Raw genomic sequence first — 18,819 nt, forward strand, 5'->3', positions numbered from 1 at the left:
GGTGGGAACGCATTGCGTTCCCACCCTCGCGGTTGCTCTCAGGAGGAGCTAGCTGTCAGCCGAAGCTCACGCATCCTCGTCGAGGAGGTTGCGGGTGCGGTTCGGGTCCACCGGGATGCCCGGTCCGGTGTTCGTCGAAACCGTGATCTTCTTGACGTAGCGACCCTTGGCGGTCGACGGCTTCACACGCAGGATCTCGTCCAGCGCGGCGCCGTAGTTCTCCACCAGCTTGGCGTCGTCGAAGGACGCCTTGCCGATGACGAAGTGCAGGTTGGCCTGCTTGTCGACGCGGAAGTTGATCTTGCCGCCCTTGATCTCGTTGACGGCCTTGGTCACATCGTTGGTGACGGTGCCCGTCTTCGGGTTCGGCATCAGACCACGCGGGCCGAGGACACGCGCGATGCGGCCGACCTTGGCCATCTGATCCGGGGTGGCGATCGCGGCGTCGAAGTCGAGCCAGCCGCCCTGGATCCGCTCGATCAGGTCCTCGGCGCCCACGGCGTCGGCGCCCGCGGCCTCGGCCTCGGAAGCCTTCTCGCCCGCGGCGAACACGATGACGCGGGCAGTCTTACCGGTGCCGTGCGGCAGGTTGACGGTGCCACGGACCATCTGGTCGGCCTTGCGGGGATCGACGCCTAGACGGACGGCGACCTCGACGGTCGCGTCGGTCTTGGTGGTCGCGGTCTCCTTCGCCAGGCGCGCGGCGGCCAGCGGGGAGTACAGAGCGTCGCGATCGACCTTCTCAGCAGCGGCGAGGTACGCCTTGCTTCGTTTTGCCATGATTTTCTGTCCTTAAGTTTCTGAGTTCAGATGTGGTTTGTTCGGGCCTGGCCGGCCCTCCCACACAGAGCGAGGATTCGCTCAGCCTTCGACGGTGATACCCATCGAACGCGCGGTACCGGCGATGATCTTCGCGGCCTGATCGATGTCAGTGGCGTTGAGATCCTCGGCCTTGGTCTTGGCGATCTCCCGGACCTGGTCCATGGTGACCTTGGCGACCTTGGTCTTGTGCGGCTCAGCGGAGCCCTTCTGCACACCGGCGGCCTTGAGCAGCAGACGAGCGGCAGGCGGGGTCTTCAGCTTGAAGTCGAACGTCCGGTCCTCGTACACCGAGATCTCGACCGGAATGACGTTGCCACGCTGCGACTCGGTCGCGGCGTTGTACGCCTTGCAGAACTCCATGATGTTGACGCCGTGCTGACCGAGCGCGGGGCCGACCGGCGGTGCCGGGTTGGCTGCGCCGGCCTGGATCTGCAGCTTGATGATCCCGGCGAGCTTCTTCTTCTTGGGGGGCATCTTTCTTCCTTGGCTTTCTGGGGTTCGGTTCCTTACGGTTGCCGTAAGCCTCGTATCCGCGCACGACTAGGCCCCGACAAGTACTGCGGGGAAGTCAGAACACGAACCATCACACTCTACTTGACATAGGTCATGACCTAGCAATCGGGTGGCGACCAGCGCAAACACCAACGGCACCGCCGGTGAGCGGTGCCGTTGACGCGAGTGTGGAAAATCTTAGATCTTGGAAACCTGGGTGAAGTTCAGCTCGACCGGGGTCTCACGACCGAAGATCGACACGAGCACCTTGAGCTTCTGCTGCTCGGCGTTGACCTCGGAGATCGACGCGGGCAGGGTCGCGAACGGGCCGTCCATGACGGTGACCGACTCGCCGACCTCGAAGTCGACCTCGATGGTGGGCTTGCCCGAAGCCGAGCTACCGGCATCCGAACCACCGGCGGCGGCCGCGGCGGCCTTCTTCTGCGCCTGCGCACCGGCCGGGACCAGGAACTTCACGACCTCGTTGATGGTCAGCGGGGTCGGCTTGGCGCCGGGGCCACCGCCGGTCATGCCGACGAAACCGGTGACGCCGGGGGTGTTGCGAACCGCGCCCCACGACTCGTTGTTCAGTTCCATCCGGACCAGGATGTAGCCCGGCAGCACCTTGCGGTTGACGTTCTTCTTCTGGCCGTTCTTGATCTCGGTGACCTCTTCGGTCGGCACCTCGACCTGGAAGATGTAGTCCTCGAGGCCGAGGTTCTGCACGCGGGTCTCGAGGTTGGTCTTGACCTTGTTCTCGTAGCCGGCGTAGGAGTGCACGACGTACCAGTCGCCGGGCACGCGGCGCAGCTTGGTCTTCATCGACTCGATCGGGTCGGCCTCGGGGTCTTCTTCGGTGGCGACTTCTTCGATCACGGCTTCGTCGACGACAACCTCGTCGGCGGCGGCTTCGTCGGCATCGGCGGGCTCGGCGGCCTCGACCTCGTCGGTGGCGGTTTCTGCCACGACAGCGTCGTCAACCGGGAACTCGTCGTTGGTTTCGTTCTCCGGGGTGCTCACTGAGGCACTCGCTTCCTGTGTCGTCACGTACATCCTCTGGGCCGGGTCGGGTGCGCGGAGGCACACTCCGCCGTTCCGACCCGCGATCGGCTACCGGCGTGGGTGTCGGCGATCAGCCGAACAGCCAGTCGACACCCTTGACGAACGCTACGTCGATCCCGGCGATGAACGCGACCATGAAGACCACGAACACCAGAACGACGGCCGTATAGGTGACCATCTGCTTCCGGTTGGGCCAGATCACCTTGCGCAGTTCCGCGATGACCTCTCGCAGGAACTTGAGCAGCCGCTTGAACGGGTTGCCCGTCTTAGCGTTACCGGCAGTCTTGTCTGCCTTGTGCGAGGCCGATGACCGATCGAGCGTGGCCACCGATCCGGTGTCTGCCGGAGCGTCCGACGCGCGCACACGACGAGCAGACCGCTTGCCACTCGGTCGAGTGGCAGCGGCGGTGTCCTCGCCGTCTTCGCCGCGAGTATCCCGCTCGTCGCTCACGTCGATCCTCTCTCGTCGCTGGCATTAAGGGCAGGGGCGACAGGACTTGAACCTGCAACCTGCGGTTTTGGAGACCGCTGCTCTGCCAATTGAGCTACGCCCCTTCGGTTGGACCAGCCTGAGCTGTAGTGCCCAACCACATTCGATATTCGGTTGTCCCCAGTGTCACACAACACGCGCGCCGCTTCCATGAGGAGCTAACCCCTCGGGAAGATCAGCGCGCAGCATCTCGTGACCCCAGAGTCCCGACTATACGTTACCGCTCGCGGTTATCGCCAATCCGGGACACTCGACCAGGTCAGGACAGCGCGACGGTTGCGGTGGCGCGGCCGAAGATCTTTTTGCCCGCCGACTTCGCCGTGATGGCGATAACGGCGGTGCGGGTCTGCGGGTCGACCGATTTCACCTTGCCGGTGTATTCGACCTCGGCGGGGACGGCGCACCCGACATAGACCGGGCTGGTGAAGCGGACGTTGTATTCCTTCACCGCGCCGGGATCGCCCAGCCACGAGGTGACGAAACCGCCGCCAAGACCCATCGTGAGCATGCCGTGCGCGACCACGTTGTCCAGGCCGACCAGCTTCACGACCTCGTCGCTCCAGTGGATCGGGTTCGCGTCGCCGGACACGCCCGCGTAGTTGACCAGATCGCCGCGGGTGAGTCGCGCCACGCGCGCGGGCAGCTCGTCGCCGACCGACACGCTGTCGAAGGACAGGGCATGCGCGCTGACCGTCGGTTCGGGCTGTTTGGTGATCGGGTCGGGGGCGATCCCGACGGAGAGCTCGGACGGCGCGTGGTGGTCGGGTTCTTCGTCGCCGAGTCCGTGCATGAGCACATTGCGTACCGCGTCCGACATCCGTGGATCGATATCGCCGCCGCTGCGGCCGATCAGGGTGGTGTAGGTGGTGAGCACCAGTTCGTCGTCCTGGGCGGTGACGATGTTCTTGGTCACGATGATGTCGCCGCCGAAGGCCTGGCGGAAAGAATGCAGATACACATCACAGGTCAACTGGTCGCCGACCCGGATCGGGCGGTGGAACTCCAGGATCTGGTCGGTCTGCATGATCTGACTCAGGTCGTACCCGGTCACGATCTGTTCGAACAGTTTGCGCTGGGCAAGAATCCCGACCAGGGAGATGAAGGTGAGCGGGGCGACCAGACCCTGGTGGCCGTACTCGCGCGCGATGTCTTCTTCCCAGTGCACCGGGTGGTAGTCCTGCACCGCGCGGGCGTATTCACGCACCTTCTCGCGGCCGACCTCGTAGTAGTCGTCGACGCGGTAGTGGTGGCCGACCATCGACGCCGCGTGGGCGGCGGGATCGAATGATTCGGCGGCTGCGGCAGAGACCGCTTCGTGAGTTCCGGTGTTCACTGTCACAACGTGGACCTTACTCACTTGTAAGACAGCACCGAAGTCGACCGGTGTAAAACGTGACGCGTCCGGATACTGTATCGGCCCCGAACTTCGCGTGAACTTCCTTGGAAAAGCACAAAGGCCGGACTCTCGTCCGGCCTTCGGCAGATGCTGTTGAAAACTAGCGCGACTCGCGGTGCGCCCGGTGAGTTCCGCAGTTCGGGCAGAACTTCTTCAGCTCAAGGCGATCCGGGTCGTTACGCCGGTTCTTCTTCGTGATGTAGTTGCGGTGCTTGCACTCGTCGCAGGCCAAGGTGATCTTTGGCCGGACATCGGTGGACTTCGCGGCCACGATTTGCCTTCTTTCCGGTCTGGGCTGAGTTGAAATTGGTAGCGATGGCCGGACTTGAACCGGCGACACAACGATTATGAGTCGTTTGCTCTACCAACTGAGCTACACCGCCACGGCGGACTAATATCCCGATGATGCCGCGGTTAGCCGCTCACCACCGGCAATCCGGCGAGCCCCCTAACGGAATCGAACCGTTGACCTTTTCCTTACCATGGAAACGCTCTACCGACTGAGCTAAGGGGGCATGACAACGTGGCACAGAGTCTGAACCGGCAAGCCGATCAGCGTGACCCCGTGCTCCGGCGTCCTGAACGAGATTACACACTCCCCACCCAGAGCACCAAATCGGCAGCTCAAAGGGCGTTTTCACGGAGTTCAACCCGCTAGATCCGTACCGGCTCATGTCGAGGCTACCCCGATGGGCGGTGAAACCAAGGAACCCCCGCCGATCTTCATGATCGACGGGGGTTCGATGTGGCAGATGTAGGATTCGAACCTACGTAGGCATAAGCCGACGGATTTACAGTCCGCTCCCATTGGCCGCTCGGGCAATCTGCCGTGTGCGCCGTTTCCGGTGCGCTGAGCAGCTTACAACGTACTCACCCGGACTATCAAAACGCCTGCACAGACCCCCTGCGAGCACCGGTTGTCCCCCTATGCGGGTACAACTGTCTCGGTGGCCGGTAGAACCCCGGCCCCGGAGTTCGCCGGACCTTCACAGGACAGGAGCGCAGTGTGGCTGATTCGTCATTCGACGTCGTGAGCAAGGTCGATCGTCAGGAGGTCGACAACGCTCTGCATCAGGCGGAGAAGGAGCTGAACTCGCGCTACGACTTCAAGGGCACCGATGCGTCCATCGCGTGGTCGGGCGAGGAAGCCATCGTGCTCACCGCCAACGCAGAGGAGCGGGTGCAGGCGGCACTCGACGTCTTCAAGGAGAAGCTGATCCGCCGCGATATCTCGCTGAAGGCGTTCGACGCCGGCGAGGCGCAGCCCTCTGGCAAGGTGTTCAAGATCACCGGCACGCTGGTGCAGGGCATCGACACCGAGAAGGCGAAGAAGATCTCGAAGAAGATCCGCGACGAAGGCCCCAAGGGTGTGAAAGCGCAGATCCAGGGTGAGGAGCTGCGGGTCAGCAGCAAGAAGCGTGATGATCTGCAGGAAGTGATCTCGCTGCTCAAGGGCGAGGACTTCGGTATCGCCCTGCAGTTCGTCAACTACCGGTAGGTCCGGTGTGGCGGCACTCAGTGGTGATGAGTGCCGCCTGGAATGATGCGAATGGCGGAGGACGGCGCTCAGTACTGGGTGTTGTCTCCGGGAATGATGCGAATGGCGGGGGGACAGCACTCAATACTGGGTGTTGTCTCCGGCCATCTCCTCCAGACGCTTGATTCGTTCGTCCATCGGGGGGTGGGTGGAGTACCAGCGGGCGACTCGGTCGCCCGCGCGGAACGGGTTGGCGATCATCAGGTGCGATTCGCTGGTGATCTTGGGATCCGGCGGAAGTGGGGCCGCCTGTACGCCGCGTTCGATCTTGCGCAGGGCCGAGGCCAGGGCCAGCGGGTCACCGGTGAGTTCGGCGCCGGACTGATCTGCCTGGTACTCCCGCGATCGGGAGACCGCCATCTTGATCAGGCCCGCCGCGATCGGGCCGAGCAACGAGACCAGCAGCACACCGATGATGTTCGGGCCGTTTCCGTCTCTGTTGCCGAACGAGCTCGCGAAGAACGCCATGTTCGCCAAGCCGGTGATGATCGAGGCCATCGCGCCCGCCACCGACGAGATCAGGATGTCGCGGTTGTAGACGTGGGACAGCTCGTGGCCGAGTACGGCCCGCAGCTCCCGTTCATCGAGCAGTTGCAGGATGCCGCTGGTACAGCAGACCGCGGCGTGACGCGGATTGCGGCCGGTCGCGAACGCGTTGGGGGCGCTGGTCGGACTGATGTAGAGGCGCGGCATCGGCTGACGCGCCGTCGTGGCGAGCTCGCGCACGATCCGGTACATGACCGGCGCTTCCAGTTCGCTCACCGGTTGCGCGTGCATCGCCTTCAACGCCAGCTTGTCGCTGTTGAAGTAGGCGTAGGCGTTCATGCCGACGGCCAGCACGATCGAGATGATGAGGATCGTCGGGCTGCGGAACATCGCCCCGATGGCGACGATCAGCGCCGACATGCCAACCATCAAACCGAAGGTTTTGATCCCATTGGGCATGAATGAGCAACGCGAATCGCGGCCGGAAAGTTCCGGCTGGTGGACGCTGCGATCTTTCCGGTTCAGCCCACGCGTTCGATGGTGTAGCGGACCAGGCGGGTGAGGGCGTCGTTGGCGGGACCGGCGGGGAGGGCGGCGAGTTCGGTGTCGGCGAGGTCGGCGTATTCGGCCAGCTTTTCCTTGGCCAGCGCCATGCCGGGTGAGCGGCGCAGCAGTTCCAGTGCCTCGTCGACCTCGGCATCGTTTTCCAGCGGGTTTGCCAGCAGGGTACGCAGGCGGTCGCCGTCGGCGCCGGTCTCGCGCAGGGCGTAGAGCACCGGCAGGGTGTGCACGCCTTCGCGCAGGTCGGTGCCCGGCGTCTTGCCGGACTGCTCGGCCGAGGACGAGATGTCGATGATGTCGTCGGAGATCTGGAAGGCGGTGCCGACGGCGTCGCCGAGGCGGGCAAGGCGTTCGACGTGCTCTTGGCCCGCGCCGGAGAAGGTGCCGCCGAAGCGGCCCGCGGCGGCGATGAGCGAACCGGTCTTCTCCCACACCACGCGCAGGTAGTGCTCGACGGGGTCCTGGGTCTGCTTGGCGCCCATGGTTTCCCGCATCTGGCCGGTGACCAGCTCGGCGAAGGTCTCGGCGATGATGCGGACCGCGTCGGGTCCGAGGGTGGAGGTCAGGCGCGAGGCGTGGGCGAACAGGTAGTCGCCGGCCAGGATCGCGATGTTGTTGCCCCAGCGCGAGTTGACGCTCTCGGCACCGCGACGCTGGGTCGCCTCGTCCATGACGTCGTCGTGATAGAGCGTGGCGAGATGCACCAGTTCCACGACCGTGCCCGCGGTGACCAGCGCCGGATCGGTGGGATTGGGGCCGAGCTGGCCGGTGAGCACGGTGAACAGCGGCCGGAACCGCTTGCCGCCCGCCCTGGCCAGGTGCAGGGCCGCCTCCTGGAGGAATTCCTCACCGTCGGAGAGTTCGTCGACGAGCAGTTTCTCGACCGCGGCCAAGCCGTCGCGCACGGTGACGGCGAGTTCGGGATCGACGAGATCCACCCCGGCAACCACGGTGCTTTCGTCGCTCACAGCCGATGTGCTCATTATCTTCTCCCAGCGATGCGTCCGACCCCGACGGGTAGCAACCTAGCGTGTTCCGGCACGATGGCCGATGAACCCCGTCACACAGTGACAATTCCCGGTGTACCCGACACTCTCGCACAGCGGCCGACAGTGCCAGTATTGAGCCATGGGTTCACCGGATCTCACCCCCGCCGACCGTGCTCCGCTGCCTGCCGCCGTCGAGGTGTTGGTGGTCGGGGCAGGGCCCGCCGGTTCGGCGTCGGCGGCGTGGGCCGCGCGCGCCGGACGTGATGTGCTGCTGCTCGATTCGGCGGTCTTCCCGCGCGACAAGACCTGTGGTGACGGGCTCACGCCGCGCGCCACCGCCGAGCTGGAGCAGCTGGGTCTCGGCGAATGGTTGCGCGCGCACACGGTGAACCACGGCCTGCGGATGGCGGGCTTCGGCAAGGAGGCACTGCTGCCGTGGCCGGGCGGGTCGTTCCCGACGTACGGAAGTGCCGTTCCACGAACCGAACTCGACGACAAGCTGCGCGAGACCGCGATCAAGTCCGGTGCGCGGATGGTCGACGGTGCCAAAGTCACCGAGGTGCTGCGCGAAGGCGAGCTGGTCACCGGGGTGACGGTGCGCATCGGCGAGAACACCCATACGGTCCGCTGCCGGGTGCTGGTGGTGGCCGACGGGGTGCGCTCCCCCATCGGAAAGCAATTGGGCCGCATCTGGCATCGCCGCTACGCCTATGGCACGGCAGCCCGTGCCTACATCAAGTCCGGCCGCAGCGACGACCAGTGGATCTCCTCGCACCTGGAACTGCGCAATGCCGCCGACGAACTGGTCCCCGGCTACGGCTGGATCTTCCCGCTCGGCAACGGCGAGGTGAATATCGGCGTCGGCTCACTGGCCACCGAGGCGCGGCCCTCGCACGTCGCGCTCAAGCCGCTGCTCGAGCACTACACCCGGCTGCGCCGCGAGGAATGGGAACTCGAGGGCGAACTGCGGGCGGTGGCCTCCGCGCTGCTGCCGATGGGCGGCGCCGTCTCCAATGTGGCCGGCCCGAACTGGGTGCTGGTCGGCGACGCGGCGGGCTGCGTGAATCCGCTCAACGGCGAAGGCATCGACTACGGCCTCGAAGGCGGGCACATGCTCGCGGACCTGCTCGACGAGCCCGATCTGAGCCGGGCGTGGCCGCAGCTGCTGCGTGACCACTACGGACGCACTTTCTCGGTGGCGCGCAGGCTCGCGGGCCTGGCCACCCAGCCGAGGATGGTCCCGCTCGGTGGCCCGCCGGTGATGCGCTCGAAGTATCTGCAGCGCACGGCGGTTCGGGTGATGGGCAATCTGGTGACCGACGAGGATCTCGACCTCACCGCCCGCGCCTGGCGTGCGGCGGGACGAGCCTCGCTCCGCGCCGACGACCTCCCGCCGTTCGGCTCCCCAGCCTCCCCGTGAAGGGGTTGCTGTGAGCGCGACAGGACGTCGTCCGGTGCTGGCCCTGCTGCCGCATCTGCGCAAAGCCCGTGACCTGGTCGACCGGAATTACGCCGACCCGCTCGACCTCGACGCACTCGCCCGCGCCGCGGGTGTTTCCAAGTACCACTTCCTGCGCGCGTTCGCCGCCGTGTACGGCCGCACGCCCGCGGTGTATCTGGCCGAGCGACGGATCGAGCGGGCGCAGGATCTGCTGCGGTCGACCAACCTGACCGTCACCGAGGTGTGCATGCTGGTCGGCTATACGAGCCTCGGCTCGTTCAGCGCCAAATTCCGTCAGCTCGTCGGGGTGACGCCGAGCGAGTATCAGTCGAAATTCGCCGACGGGGCACCGCACATTCCGGGCTGTTATGTCTTCATGCACGGGCTCTCCGATCGCGTCCGCCGCGACACCGCAATTTCGGAGAAGCCGGATGACACCGCGCGGCCATAGCCTCGAATCATGACAACGATCACGAACGTTTCCCTGGTCACCGTGTACGTCACCGATCAGGATGCCGCCAAACAGTGGTACATCGACAAGCTCGGTTTCGTCGAGACCGCGGATGTGAGCATGGGCGACAACGGGTTCCGCTGGGTCAGCATCGCGCACCCCGATCATCGCGAGCTCGAGGTGACGCTGATGGTGCCGGGGCCACCGCTCACCGACGACCTCGCCGACGCGATCCGGCGGGCACTGGCCGACGGCACCCACGGTGCCCTCGGGCTGCGCACCGCCGACTGCCAGAAGACCTACGAAGAGCTCACGGCGAAGGGGGTCGAGTTCATCCAGCCGCCGTCCGAACGCCCGTACGGCACCGAGGCGATCATTCGCGACAACTCGGGCAACTGGCTGGTACTGGTCGAGAATCGCGGCTGACGCGAGGGTGCCGCTCGGTGGAGCGGCACCCGTCGCCGCCGCTCAGAGCTTGGCGAACCAGTTTTCGATGAACTTGCGTTCGCTGTTGAGGACGCGCTGATGCAGCTGCTCGGCCAGTGGCTCGATGGCGCCGCCGACCAGGGGAACCTTCACCTTCACGGTGCCCACGACCTCGATTTCGCTGCCTTCGGCGGTGGGGCGCAGTTCGTAGGTGCCCGACATCTCGGTGGTGATGCCGCTGGTGTTGCCGGTGAAACTGCCCTTGGCGATCTCGCCCTGCAGTGGCTGCCAATTGTCGGTGCGTACCAGCACGAGATCGCTCTTGAGGACCTTCCGCACGAGGGCGGGAACCTTGTCTTTACCTGGGGTTTCGGTCATATGGATGGTAATCGAGCCGGGGCCGTCGGGATGGGAGAGTTCGATGGTCGCGGTCTCGGCGGCGGCGAAACGCTCCTGCCAGACAGCGTCGTCGACAAGTGCCCGGTGAAGCTCTTCGACCGGGACGGTATAGGGCACGGTGAAGCTGAATTTGCGGGACATGACGGGAATGCTAGGCGTATTCGCGATGCGCGGCTGCGGCAGTCCGAACCCGCGGGACCAGCCCGCCGGAAATACAGCCGGTACTGTGTGGCGGGTGTCGGAAACCAGCCTGTCGGAGCGGCGGGACAAGCGCCTGCGACGGGTTCGAGCGTGGGTGGTCGGTGCGGCGACCGTGATCAGCGTGCTGATGGTGTTGCTGGTGCTGGCTGCCTGGCGCAACGATTTCGAGATCGAGCGGCATCGCGGTGTGACCTCCGGCGAAGTGCTCTCCGCGGGTCGGCTGCGTTCGGCGGTGACCTATGTGACGCCCGACAGCGTGACCCACAATCCGAAGGTCGGCATCCTGTATCCGACGAACCTGACCGCTGGTCAGCGGATCAACGTGGAGTACAGCACGCGCGATCCCGACCTGGTCCGGGTGGCAGGCCGCGACTCACGGGTGGCGATCATCCCGGCGGCGTCGGTGATCTTCGTGGCATGGGCACTTGCTCTGCCGGTGCTGTGGATCGTGCGCCGCAAGCGGCGCGAGCTGTAACTTCGTTTGCTGTTCGTCCCGGCTTCACGTCGGTGTGGGGGTGTCGCGCGCTGTGGCGGTCACCCTGAGAGAGTGCGCGTAGCCATCGTCTCGGAGTCTTTCCTGCCGAACATGAACGGCGTCGTCAACTCCGTGCTGCGGGTGTTGGACCACCTGGACCAGCACGGACACGACGCGATGATCGTGGCGCCCGATTCCCTGCGCGGCGCCCCACCGGCACCACGTTTTCACGGCCGCTTCCCGGTGCACCGGGTGCCCGCGATGATGGTGCCGAAGGTGAGTTCGCTGCCTGTGGGTCTGCCGCAACCGGGAATCACCGCCGCCATCGCCGATTTCGATCCCGATGTGGTGCACCTGGCCTCGCCGTTCCTGCTCGGCGCCGGCGGGCTCGCCGCGGCGACGCGGCTGGATCTGCCGACCATCGCGGTGTACCAGACCGATGTGGCCGGGTTCGCCAAGAGCTACGGACTCGGGCTCGCCGCACGGGCCGCGTGGGCATGGACGCGCCGGATCCACGAGGGCGCTACCCGCACGCTGGCGCCGTCGTCGGCGGCCGCGCACGACCTCGCCGAGCACGGGATCCCGCGAGTGCGTCGCTGGGGCCGTGGCGTGGATATCGCCAGGTTCAACCCGGCCGCGCGCAGTGCCGAATTGCGGGCGAGCTGGCTGGGGTCCGATGACCGGCTCGTCGTCGGCTTCGTGGGCAGGCTCGCACCGGAGAAGCACGTGGAGCGGCTGGCCGCGCTGGCCGGTGACCCGTCGATCCAGCTCGTCGTGGTGGGCGACGGACCGGAACGGGCCCGGCTGCGCAGGTTGATGCCGGACGCGGTGTTCACCGGCGAGCTGGGTGGCAGCGAACTGGCAACGCACTACGCGAGCCTGGACGTGATGGTGCATCCCGGCGAGCACGAGACGTTCTGCCAGGGCGTGCAGGAAGCGCTGTCCTCGGGTGTGCCGGTGATCGGGCCCGACGCCGGTGGGCCACGGGATCTGGTCTCCCACTGCCGCAACGGGTACCTGCTGCCGGTCGACCGGTTCGCGGAATTGCTGCCGAGCGCGGTGTCGGCCCTGCGTGATGCGGGGCAGCGCGGGTTGTTCGCCGCGGCGGCGCGCAAGTCGGTGCTGCACCGCACCTGGCCCGCGGTCTGCACCGAACTGATGGGCCACTACGCCGACGTCACCGGGATGCGCGAGCGATTGCCACGTACGGCCTGAGTGGTGAAACCCACCCGCGCTATCGCGGCGAAAAAACTCTAAGCTCGGTTCGTGGCGACAACAGAGCAGCGAGAACCGATTCGGGCTTCGCTGGACAAGCAACCCCACGAGGTCGCGTCGATGTTCGACGGTGTGGCGAAGCGCTACGACCTCACCAATACGGTCATCTCCGGTGGCCAGGATCGGTACTGGCGGTGGGCGACGCGACGGGCACTCGGGCTGCGTCCCGGCGAACGGGTCCTCGATCTGGCCGCGGGTACCGGCGTCTCGACCGTGGAGCTCGGCAAGTCCGGCGCCTGGTGCGTGGCCACCGACTTCTCCCAGGGCATGCTCGCGGCGGGCCGGTTCCGGCAGGTGCCGATGGTGGCTGGCGATGCGATGGCACTGCCGTTCGCCGACGATTCGTTCGACGCGGTGACCATCTCGTTCGGGCTGCGCAATGTCGCCGATATCGATCTGGCACTGCGCGAGATGCTGCGCGTGACCAAACCGGGCGGACGGGTCGTGGTCTGCGAGTTCTCCACGCCGGTGTTCGGGCCGTTCCGCACCGTGTACATGGAGTATCTGATGAAGGCGCTGCCCAGGGTGGCGCGCGCCGTGAGTTCCAACCCGGACGCGTACGTGTACCTGGCCGAGTCGATCCGCGCCTGGCCGAACCAGCGCAGGCTGGCCCGCCGGATCGCGGACGCCGGCTGGGACTCTGTGCAGTGGCGTGACCTCACCGGCGGAGTGGTGGCACTGCACCGCGGCTACAAATTGGGCTGAAACCCTGTCGATCGCCGGGGTGAGTCCGGTCACCCCGGTCCGTGCGCCGTTGCATGCCTTCGGCCCGGAATGCGCCCTGATCAGGGGCGATATTCGGGCCATCTCCTCACCGTCGAAATTTTGACTTGTGAGGTCGATTGTCACCTGGACATAACGTTCGGTAAATCGAGCGCAACGACAAATGCGGATGATCGAGTCATGACAGGGGAAGCGGACGGCCGCGACACGGACACTGTGCGTACACAGTGCTCGTATTGTGGCGTCGGCTGCGGCATAAACGTCCAGACAAAGACTGATCAGTCTGGCGCGCGGTTGATCGCGAAGGTCAGCGGCGACAAGCTGCATCCGGCGAACGCGGGCAGGCTGTGCACCAAGGGCGCCACCCACGCGGAGATGATGGCCGCACCCGGCCGGATGGACACCGCCTACCGGCGCCCCGAACGCGGCCAGGTCCCGGTTCCGCTGCCGGTCGACGAGGCCGTGCACGAAACCGCCACCCGCCTGCGCGCGATCCTCGACGAGCACGGCCCCGACGCGATCGCCCTCTACGTCTCCGGACAGATGTCGCTGGAGGCCCAGTACCTGGCCACCAAGCTGGCCAAGGGCTACCTGCGGACAAAGCACATCGAAGCCAACTCGCGCCTGTGCATGGCCAGCGCGGGCACCGGCTACAAGCAGTCGCTCGGCGCGGACGGCCCGCCCGGTTCCTACGACGACTTCGAACACGCCGACCTGTTCCTGGTCAGCGGCGCGAACATGGCCGACTGCCACCCGATCCTGTATCTGCGCATGGCCGACCGGCTCAAGGCGGGCGCCAAGCTGATCGTGGTCGACCCGCGCCGCACCGATACCGCCGCCCGCGCCGACCTGTTCCTGCAGATCGCCCCGGGTACCGACCTCGCACTGCTCAACGGACTGCTGCACCTGCTGGTCGCCGACGGTGCGATCGACACCGCGTTCATCGCCGAGCACACCGAGGGCTGGGACGCGATGCCCGAGTTCCTCGCCGACTATCCGCCGACCCGCGTCGCCGAGCTGACCGGCTTGGCCGAGGCCGATATCCGCACCGCGGCCACGATGATCGCCGAGGCGGGCGAGTGGATGTCGCTGTGGACGATGGGGCTCAATCAGTCCACGCACGGCACCTGGAACACCAACGCCCTGGTCAACCTGCACCTGGCGACCGGCACCATCTGCAGGCCGGGCAGTGGGCCCTTCTCGCTCACCGGCCAGCCCAACGCCATGGGTGGCCGCGAGATGGGCTACATGGGCCCCGGCCTGCCCGGCCAGCGCAGCCTGCTCTCCCCCGCCGATCGCACCTTCGTCGAAACCGCCTGGGATCTGCCCGACGGCACCCTGCGCACCGAGTCGGGCCCCGGCACCATCGACATGTTCCGCGGGCTGGCCGACGGCGAGATCAAGGCCGCGTGGATCATCTGCACCAATCCCGTCGCCACCGTCGCCAACCGCAAAACCGTGATCGCGGGTCTCGAAGCGGCCGAGTTGGTCGTGGTGCAGGATGCCTACGCCGAGACCGCGACCAACGCCTACGCCGATCTGCTGCTGCCCGCCGCGCTGTGGGCCGAAACCGATGCGGTGATGGTGAATTCGGAGCGCAACGTCACCCTGCTGCAGCAGTCGGTCGACCCGATCGGCGACGCGCGACCGGACTGGCTGCTGATCGCCCAGGTCGCCACCGCCATGGGTTTCCCCGGCTTCGACTTCACCTCCAGCGCCGAGGTGTTCGCCGAGCTGCGCCAGTTCACCAACCCGGCCACCGGCTATGACCTGAGCGGCATGAGCTACGAGCGCTTGGCGGAAGGGCCGATGCAGTGGCCGTGCAAGGACGCCGACAGCCCGCGCAACCCGATCCGCTACGTCAACGACGGCACCCATCAGCCGCTGCACGTGGCGGCCGACGGCACCACTCCGCGGCTCGCGTTCGCCACCCCGAGCAGGCGCGCGGTGTTCTTCCCCCGTCCGCATCTGCCCGCCGCCGAGCTGCCCGACGACGACTACCCGTTCCTGCTCAATACCGGCCGGCTGCAACATCAGTGGCACACGATGACCAAGACCGGCAAAGTCACCAAGCTCACCAAGCTGACAGGCGGGCCGTTCGTCGAAGTGCATCCCACCGATGCCGAGCGACTCGATCTGAAGCCGGGCGATCAGCTCGAGATCGCGTCGCGCCGAGGCCGTGCTGTGCTGCCGGTGCGGATCAGCGACCGGGTGCGACCTGGTGATTGTTTTGCTCCTTTCCACTGGAATGACGAACAGGGCGAATATCTGACGATCAACGCGGTCACCAATGACGCGGTGGATCCGGCTTCGTTGCAGCCGGAGTTCAAGGCCTGCGCGGTGGCACTGCGCCGGGTCGGCCCCGCCGCCACCCCCGAGCAGGCGCCGACACAACCCGCACAGCTGCCCGCGCAACCGGCCGCGCATCCGCTGGCCGGGATACTCGGCCTCGACGCCGGTACCTCGCCCACGCTCAGCGAGACCGAGCGCATCTATCTCGGTGGCTACCTCGCCGCCCTGCAGTCACTGCCGGTGACCGGGCAGCCGGTGCTGCCGGTGAGCGCACCGTTGTCGACACAGTCGCGCCTGTGGGTCGACGGGCTACTGGCCGGCATGTACTCCCGCAATACGGGCGCCACCGCCGAAGCCACCGACAGCGCTGCCCCCCACCCGGTCACCGTACTGTGGGCCTCCCAGACCGGTAACGCCGAAGAACTGGCCGCCACCGTCGCGGCCCGCCTCTCGGAATCGGGCCTCATGCCGTCGTTGCTCGATATGGATTCGTGCGAGCTGACCTCGATTGCCGGTGACGTTCTCATCGTCACCAGCACGTTCGGTGACGGTGGCCCACCGGATAACGGTGCCGACTTCTGGACCAGGCTCGAAGACAGCATCATTCGCCTCAACGGTGTTCGCTACGCGGTGTTCGCGCTCGGTGACTCCTCCTATGACGATTTCTGTGGACATGGCCGCAAGCTCGACACGCTGTTCGCCGAACGTGGCGCGAAGCGGCTGCTGCCGCGGGTGGACAGCGAACCCGATTTCGCCGACACCGCCGAGCAGTGGCTCGATGATGTCCTGGCCGCGATCACCAGCGGATCACCCGACGACGGCGGCACCCCACCCGGTCGCGACGCCGTACCGGCAGGCACTCCGCGCGGCCGCGACGGTTCGCTCGCCGGTGCATCGAATGGCCGCGATTCACTGGGCGCAAATGGCCATGCCCTACAAGCGAATTCGTCCCATGCGATGCCGTCACCGGCCGGTCGCGGTGGCGCGATCGTGCTCGACCGGCAACTCGCGCCTGCCCCCGCCCGGGCACAGCGCCGCACCACCGCCGCTCCGTTCACCCGCCAGTCCCCGGTCCGCGCCACCCTGATGCGCAACGAGATCCTGAGCGCACCCGGCTCGCCGAAAGAGGTGCGGCGCTTCGGTTTCGACCTCCACGACCTCGATGCCGGGTACGAAGTGGGCGATTCCCTCGGCGTGCTGCCCGCCAACTGTCCCGACCTGGTCGATGAATGGCTCGCCTGCACCGGCCTCGACGGTCGGCGCGTGATCGAAGTCGACGACCGCGAACTCACGCTCACCGATGCCCTGCGCACCCACTACGACATCACCAAGGTGAGCCAGGATCTGCTCGGCTTCATCGGCGAGCGCAACCCGCACCCGCAGCTGGCCAAGCTGCTGCGCCGCGACAACCGCAATGAGCTCGCCTCCTACCTGTGGGATCGCCAGGCCGTCGATGTGCTGCGCGACTTCCCGGTGCGCACCGATCTCGTCGACTGGCTGGGTGCACTGAAAAAGCTGCAACCACGCCAGTATTCGATCTCCTCGAGCCCGTTGACCACTCCCGACGAGGTGCAGCTGACGGTCGGTGTCGTCCGCTACGGCGACCCGGTGGGCACCTCGGCGCGGCGTGGTGGGGTGTGCTCGACGTTCCTGGCCGACCGGGGCACTACCGAGGTGCCGATCTTTCTGCAGCGGGCACCGCATTTCCGTCCGCCGCTGGACCCGAATGCCCCGATGATCATGGTGGGGCCGGGTACCGGTATCGCTCCTTTCCGCGGTTTCCTGCACGAGCGGCGGGCTATCGGCGCGACCGGCCGCAACTGGTTGTTCTTCGGCGACCAGCACGCCGCCCAGAACTTCTACTACCGCGCCGAGCTCGAGGACATGTTCCGCTCCGGTTTCCTCACCCGCCTCGACCTGGCCTTCTCCCGTGATCAGCGCGAACGGGTCTATGTCCAGCACCGGATGATCGAGCACGGTGCCGAGCTGTGGTCGTGGCTGCGCGACGGCGGCCACTTCTACGTCTGCGGTGACGCCGCCCGCATGGCCAAGGATGTCGACGACACCCTGCTGCGGATCGCCCAGATCCACGGAAAGCTGGACGAGGCGGGCGCGCTGGCCTTCAAGAAGCAGCTCGTGGCCGAGAAGCGGTACGTGCGCGACGTGTACTGACCTGCTCGATCAGGCCGCGCGGATCGCCGGCGGGTTGAGCCGGGTGAAGTCGGGCAGCCGGTGGTACGGGTAGTAGGGGTACGGGGGTGTGGTCGCGCTCGCGGCATCGAGGGCGGCCAAGTGCTCGGGGTCGAGTTGCCAGCCGACAGCGCCCAGGTTCTGGCGTAACTGCTCCTCGTTGCGGGCGCCGATCAACACGGTGGCGACGGTGGGCCGGGTGAGCAGCCAGTTCAGGGAGATCTGCGGGACGCTGCGGCCCGTTTCGGCGGCGATCCGATCGAGCACGTCGACAACGTCGTAGAGCCGTTCGTCATCGACGGGTGGGCCTGCCTGCGCCGTCTCGTGCAGGCGGCTACCCGCTGGAAGCGGTTGTCCACGACGGACTTTGCCGGTGAGCCTGCCCCAGCCGAGCGGGCTCCAGATGATGGAACCGACGCCCTGGTCGGTGCCGAGGGGCATCAGTTCCCATTCGTAGTCGCGACCGACCAGCGAGTAGTAGACCTGATGTGCCACCGGCTTTTCCAGGCCGAGCGCCTCTGCGGTGGCGAGCGTTTTCATCAACTCCCAGCCGGCGAAGTTGGAGACGCCGAGGTAGCGGATCTTGCCTGCCCGAACGAGATCGTCCAGGGCCGTGAGGGTCTCCGCCAGTGGGGTGCCCGCATCGAAGGCGTGCAGCTGGAACAGGTCGAGGTAGTCGGTGCCGAGGCGGCGCAACGAGGCGTCGACGGCACGGATCAGCCTGGCGCGGCTCGAGCCCGCCTCGTGCGGGCCGGGGCCGGTGGGCAGGGCCGATTTCGTCGACAGCAGCACCTGCTCGCGCCTGCCCTTGATCGCCGCGCCGAGCACCTCCTCCGACGCGCCGTCGGAATAGACATCGGCCGTGTCGAACAGGGTGACACCGGCCTCCAGGCTGATGTCGATCAAGCGCCTGGCCTGCGCGGCATCGGTATCGCCCCATGCGCTGAACAGCGCACCACGGCCGCCGAAAGTACCTGCGCCGAAGCCGAGTGCCGGAACGAGAAGACCAGATGCGCCGAGCCGCCGGTATTCCATGAGAGCTCCTAAAGGGTCTATTGTTTCGTTAACACGACCGACAGTACACCCGATTCGCACTAAATGAAACAGGAGT

The 18,819-nt window shown here is 66.3% G+C and carries 18 protein-coding genes and 4 tRNA genes; 8 read left to right on the forward strand and 14 right to left on the reverse strand.

Going from position 1 to position 18,819, the window contains the following annotated elements; genetic code table 11:
• Window positions 1-66: 66 nt before the first annotated feature.
• The 10 genes from rplA to ACFWPX_RS14640 form a co-directional block, all read right to left on the reverse strand.
• Complete coding sequence (rplA, locus tag ACFWPX_RS14595) at window positions 67-780, reverse strand: 50S ribosomal protein L1 (protein ID WP_266293661.1); 714 nt, start codon at window positions 778-780, stop codon at window positions 67-69.
• A gap of 81 nt (window positions 781-861) precedes the next feature.
• Window positions 862-1,296 carry a 50S ribosomal protein L11 gene (rplK, locus tag ACFWPX_RS14600; RefSeq protein WP_063004011.1) on the reverse strand — a complete coding sequence of 145 codons (435 nt, stop codon included), beginning with the start codon at window positions 1,294-1,296 and terminating at the stop codon, window positions 862-864.
• A gap of 216 nt (window positions 1,297-1,512) precedes the next feature.
• Complete coding sequence (gene nusG, locus ACFWPX_RS14605) at window positions 1,513-2,334, reverse strand: transcription termination/antitermination protein NusG (protein WP_378913471.1); 822 nt, start codon at window positions 2,332-2,334, stop codon at window positions 1,513-1,515.
• Between the two features lie 112 nt (window positions 2,335-2,446).
• Entirely contained in the window at window positions 2,447-2,827 is a 381-nt protein-coding gene (gene secE / locus ACFWPX_RS14610) for a preprotein translocase subunit SecE (protein WP_378913235.1), read from the reverse strand.
• A gap of 31 nt (window positions 2,828-2,858) precedes the next feature.
• A tRNA-Trp gene (locus ACFWPX_RS14615) sits at window positions 2,859-2,931 on the reverse strand.
• Between the two features lie 194 nt (window positions 2,932-3,125).
• Window positions 3,126-4,199 (reverse strand): fused (3R)-hydroxyacyl-ACP dehydratase subunits HadA/HadB, encoded by a 1,074-nt coding sequence (locus ACFWPX_RS14620; protein WP_378927994.1) that lies wholly within the window; start codon window positions 4,197-4,199, stop codon window positions 3,126-3,128.
• Window positions 4,200-4,362: 163 nt separating this feature from the next.
• The gene (rpmG, locus tag ACFWPX_RS14625) at window positions 4,363-4,533 is read right to left on the reverse strand and encodes a 50S ribosomal protein L33 (protein ID WP_056814348.1); all 171 of its coding nucleotides are present in this window, start codon (window positions 4,531-4,533) and stop codon (window positions 4,363-4,365) included.
• A 36-nt stretch (window positions 4,534-4,569) separates the two neighbouring features.
• A tRNA-Met gene (locus ACFWPX_RS14630) sits at window positions 4,570-4,645 on the reverse strand.
• A 59-nt stretch (window positions 4,646-4,704) separates the two neighbouring features.
• A tRNA-Thr gene (locus tag ACFWPX_RS14635) sits at window positions 4,705-4,777 on the reverse strand.
• Window positions 4,778-5,008: 231 nt separating this feature from the next.
• Window positions 5,009-5,091 (reverse strand) — tRNA-Tyr (locus tag ACFWPX_RS14640).
• 177 nt (window positions 5,092-5,268) lie between these two features.
• Between ACFWPX_RS14640 and ACFWPX_RS14645 the strand changes: the two genes are divergently transcribed.
• A complete protein-coding gene (locus ACFWPX_RS14645) occupies window positions 5,269-5,760 on the forward strand; it encodes a YajQ family cyclic di-GMP-binding protein (protein WP_056814350.1) in 492 nt (163 codons plus the stop codon).
• 120 nt (window positions 5,761-5,880) lie between these two features.
• Here the strand turns inward: ACFWPX_RS14645 and htpX are convergent, their stop codons facing one another.
• Both htpX and ACFWPX_RS14655 read right to left on the reverse strand, forming a co-directional pair.
• Window positions 5,881-6,744, reverse strand: a complete 864-nt coding sequence (gene htpX, locus ACFWPX_RS14650; RefSeq protein WP_378927828.1) for a zinc metalloprotease HtpX — start codon at window positions 6,742-6,744, stop codon at window positions 5,881-5,883.
• A gap of 62 nt (window positions 6,745-6,806) precedes the next feature.
• Window positions 6,807-7,829 carry a polyprenyl synthetase family protein gene (locus ACFWPX_RS14655; RefSeq protein ID WP_378927829.1) on the reverse strand — a complete coding sequence of 341 codons (1,023 nt, stop codon included), beginning with the start codon at window positions 7,827-7,829 and terminating at the stop codon, window positions 6,807-6,809.
• 145 nt (window positions 7,830-7,974) lie between these two features.
• Here ACFWPX_RS14655 and ACFWPX_RS14660 point away from each other — a divergent pair, with 145 nt between their 5' ends.
• Genes ACFWPX_RS14660 through ACFWPX_RS14670 form a run of 3 tightly spaced genes read left to right on the forward strand, consistent with a single transcriptional unit; the run spans window position 7,975 to window position 10,153 of the window.
• Window positions 7,975-9,255: a geranylgeranyl reductase family protein gene (locus ACFWPX_RS14660; RefSeq protein WP_378927830.1), complete on the forward strand. Its 1,281-nt coding sequence runs from the start codon at window positions 7,975-7,977 to the stop codon at window positions 9,253-9,255.
• Between the two features lie 10 nt (window positions 9,256-9,265).
• Window positions 9,266-9,727 carry a helix-turn-helix domain-containing protein gene (locus ACFWPX_RS14665; RefSeq protein ID WP_378927831.1) on the forward strand — a complete coding sequence of 154 codons (462 nt, stop codon included), beginning with the start codon at window positions 9,266-9,268 and terminating at the stop codon, window positions 9,725-9,727.
• A 9-nt stretch (window positions 9,728-9,736) separates the two neighbouring features.
• Complete coding sequence (locus ACFWPX_RS14670; RefSeq protein ID WP_378913229.1) at window positions 9,737-10,153, forward strand: VOC family protein; 417 nt, start codon at window positions 9,737-9,739, stop codon at window positions 10,151-10,153.
• A 42-nt stretch (window positions 10,154-10,195) separates the two neighbouring features.
• Here ACFWPX_RS14670 and ACFWPX_RS14675 read toward each other — a convergent pair whose 3' ends face one another.
• Complete coding sequence (locus ACFWPX_RS14675) at window positions 10,196-10,693, reverse strand: DUF2505 domain-containing protein (protein ID WP_378913228.1); 498 nt, start codon at window positions 10,691-10,693, stop codon at window positions 10,196-10,198.
• 94 nt (window positions 10,694-10,787) lie between these two features.
• Between ACFWPX_RS14675 and ACFWPX_RS14680 the strand changes: the two genes are divergently transcribed.
• The 4 genes from ACFWPX_RS14680 (at window position 10,788) to ACFWPX_RS14695 (ending at window position 17,690) form a co-directional block, all read left to right on the forward strand.
• Window positions 10,788-11,228: a DUF3592 domain-containing protein gene (locus tag ACFWPX_RS14680; protein WP_378913227.1), complete on the forward strand. Its 441-nt coding sequence runs from the start codon at window positions 10,788-10,790 to the stop codon at window positions 11,226-11,228.
• Between the two features lie 72 nt (window positions 11,229-11,300).
• Window positions 11,301-12,443 carry a glycosyltransferase family 4 protein gene (locus tag ACFWPX_RS14685; RefSeq protein ID WP_378927832.1) on the forward strand — a complete coding sequence of 381 codons (1,143 nt, stop codon included), beginning with the start codon at window positions 11,301-11,303 and terminating at the stop codon, window positions 12,441-12,443.
• Between the two features lie 51 nt (window positions 12,444-12,494).
• On the forward strand, window positions 12,495-13,208 hold the full coding sequence (locus tag ACFWPX_RS14690) for a demethylmenaquinone methyltransferase (RefSeq protein ID WP_378913225.1): 714 nt from the start codon (window positions 12,495-12,497) through the stop codon (window positions 13,206-13,208).
• Between the two features lie 198 nt (window positions 13,209-13,406).
• On the forward strand, window positions 13,407-17,690 hold the full coding sequence (locus ACFWPX_RS14695) for a molybdopterin-dependent oxidoreductase (RefSeq protein WP_378927833.1): 4,284 nt from the start codon (window positions 13,407-13,409) through the stop codon (window positions 17,688-17,690).
• Between the two features lie 9 nt (window positions 17,691-17,699).
• On the opposite strand, the gene ACFWPX_RS14700 is transcribed toward ACFWPX_RS14695, so the two are convergent.
• Entirely contained in the window at window positions 17,700-18,743 is a 1,044-nt protein-coding gene (locus tag ACFWPX_RS14700; RefSeq protein WP_378927834.1) for an aldo/keto reductase, read from the reverse strand.
• Between the last annotated feature and the right edge of the window lie 76 nt (window positions 18,744-18,819).

The sequence above is a fragment of the Nocardia sp. NPDC058518 genome (assembly GCF_042719655.1).
In the GTDB taxonomy this organism is placed as follows: Bacteria; Actinomycetota; Actinomycetes; order Mycobacteriales; family Mycobacteriaceae; genus Nocardia.

Coding starts and splice junctions, on each gene's coding strand:
- rplA (WP_266293661.1), bottom strand. CDS start 780: ATGGCAAAACGAAGCAAGGCGTACCTCGCCGCTGCTGAGAAGGTCGAT.
- rplK (WP_063004011.1), bottom strand. CDS start 1,296: ATGCCCCCCAAGAAGAAGAAGCTCGCCGGGATCATCAAGCTGCAGATC.
- htpX (WP_378927828.1), bottom strand. CDS start 6,744: ATGCCCAATGGGATCAAAACCTTCGGTTTGATGGTTGGCATGTCGGCG.
- ACFWPX_RS14655 (WP_378927829.1), bottom strand. CDS start 7,829: ATGAGCACATCGGCTGTGAGCGACGAAAGCACCGTGGTTGCCGGGGTG.
- ACFWPX_RS14660 (WP_378927830.1), top strand. CDS start 7,975: ATGGGTTCACCGGATCTCACCCCCGCCGACCGTGCTCCGCTGCCTGCC.
- ACFWPX_RS14670 (WP_378913229.1), top strand. CDS start 9,737: ATGACAACGATCACGAACGTTTCCCTGGTCACCGTGTACGTCACCGAT.
- ACFWPX_RS14675 (WP_378913228.1), bottom strand. CDS start 10,693: ATGTCCCGCAAATTCAGCTTCACCGTGCCCTATACCGTCCCGGTCGAA.
- ACFWPX_RS14695 (WP_378927833.1), top strand. CDS start 13,407: ATGACAGGGGAAGCGGACGGCCGCGACACGGACACTGTGCGTACACAG.
- ACFWPX_RS14700 (WP_378927834.1), bottom strand. CDS start 18,743: ATGGAATACCGGCGGCTCGGCGCATCTGGTCTTCTCGTTCCGGCACTC.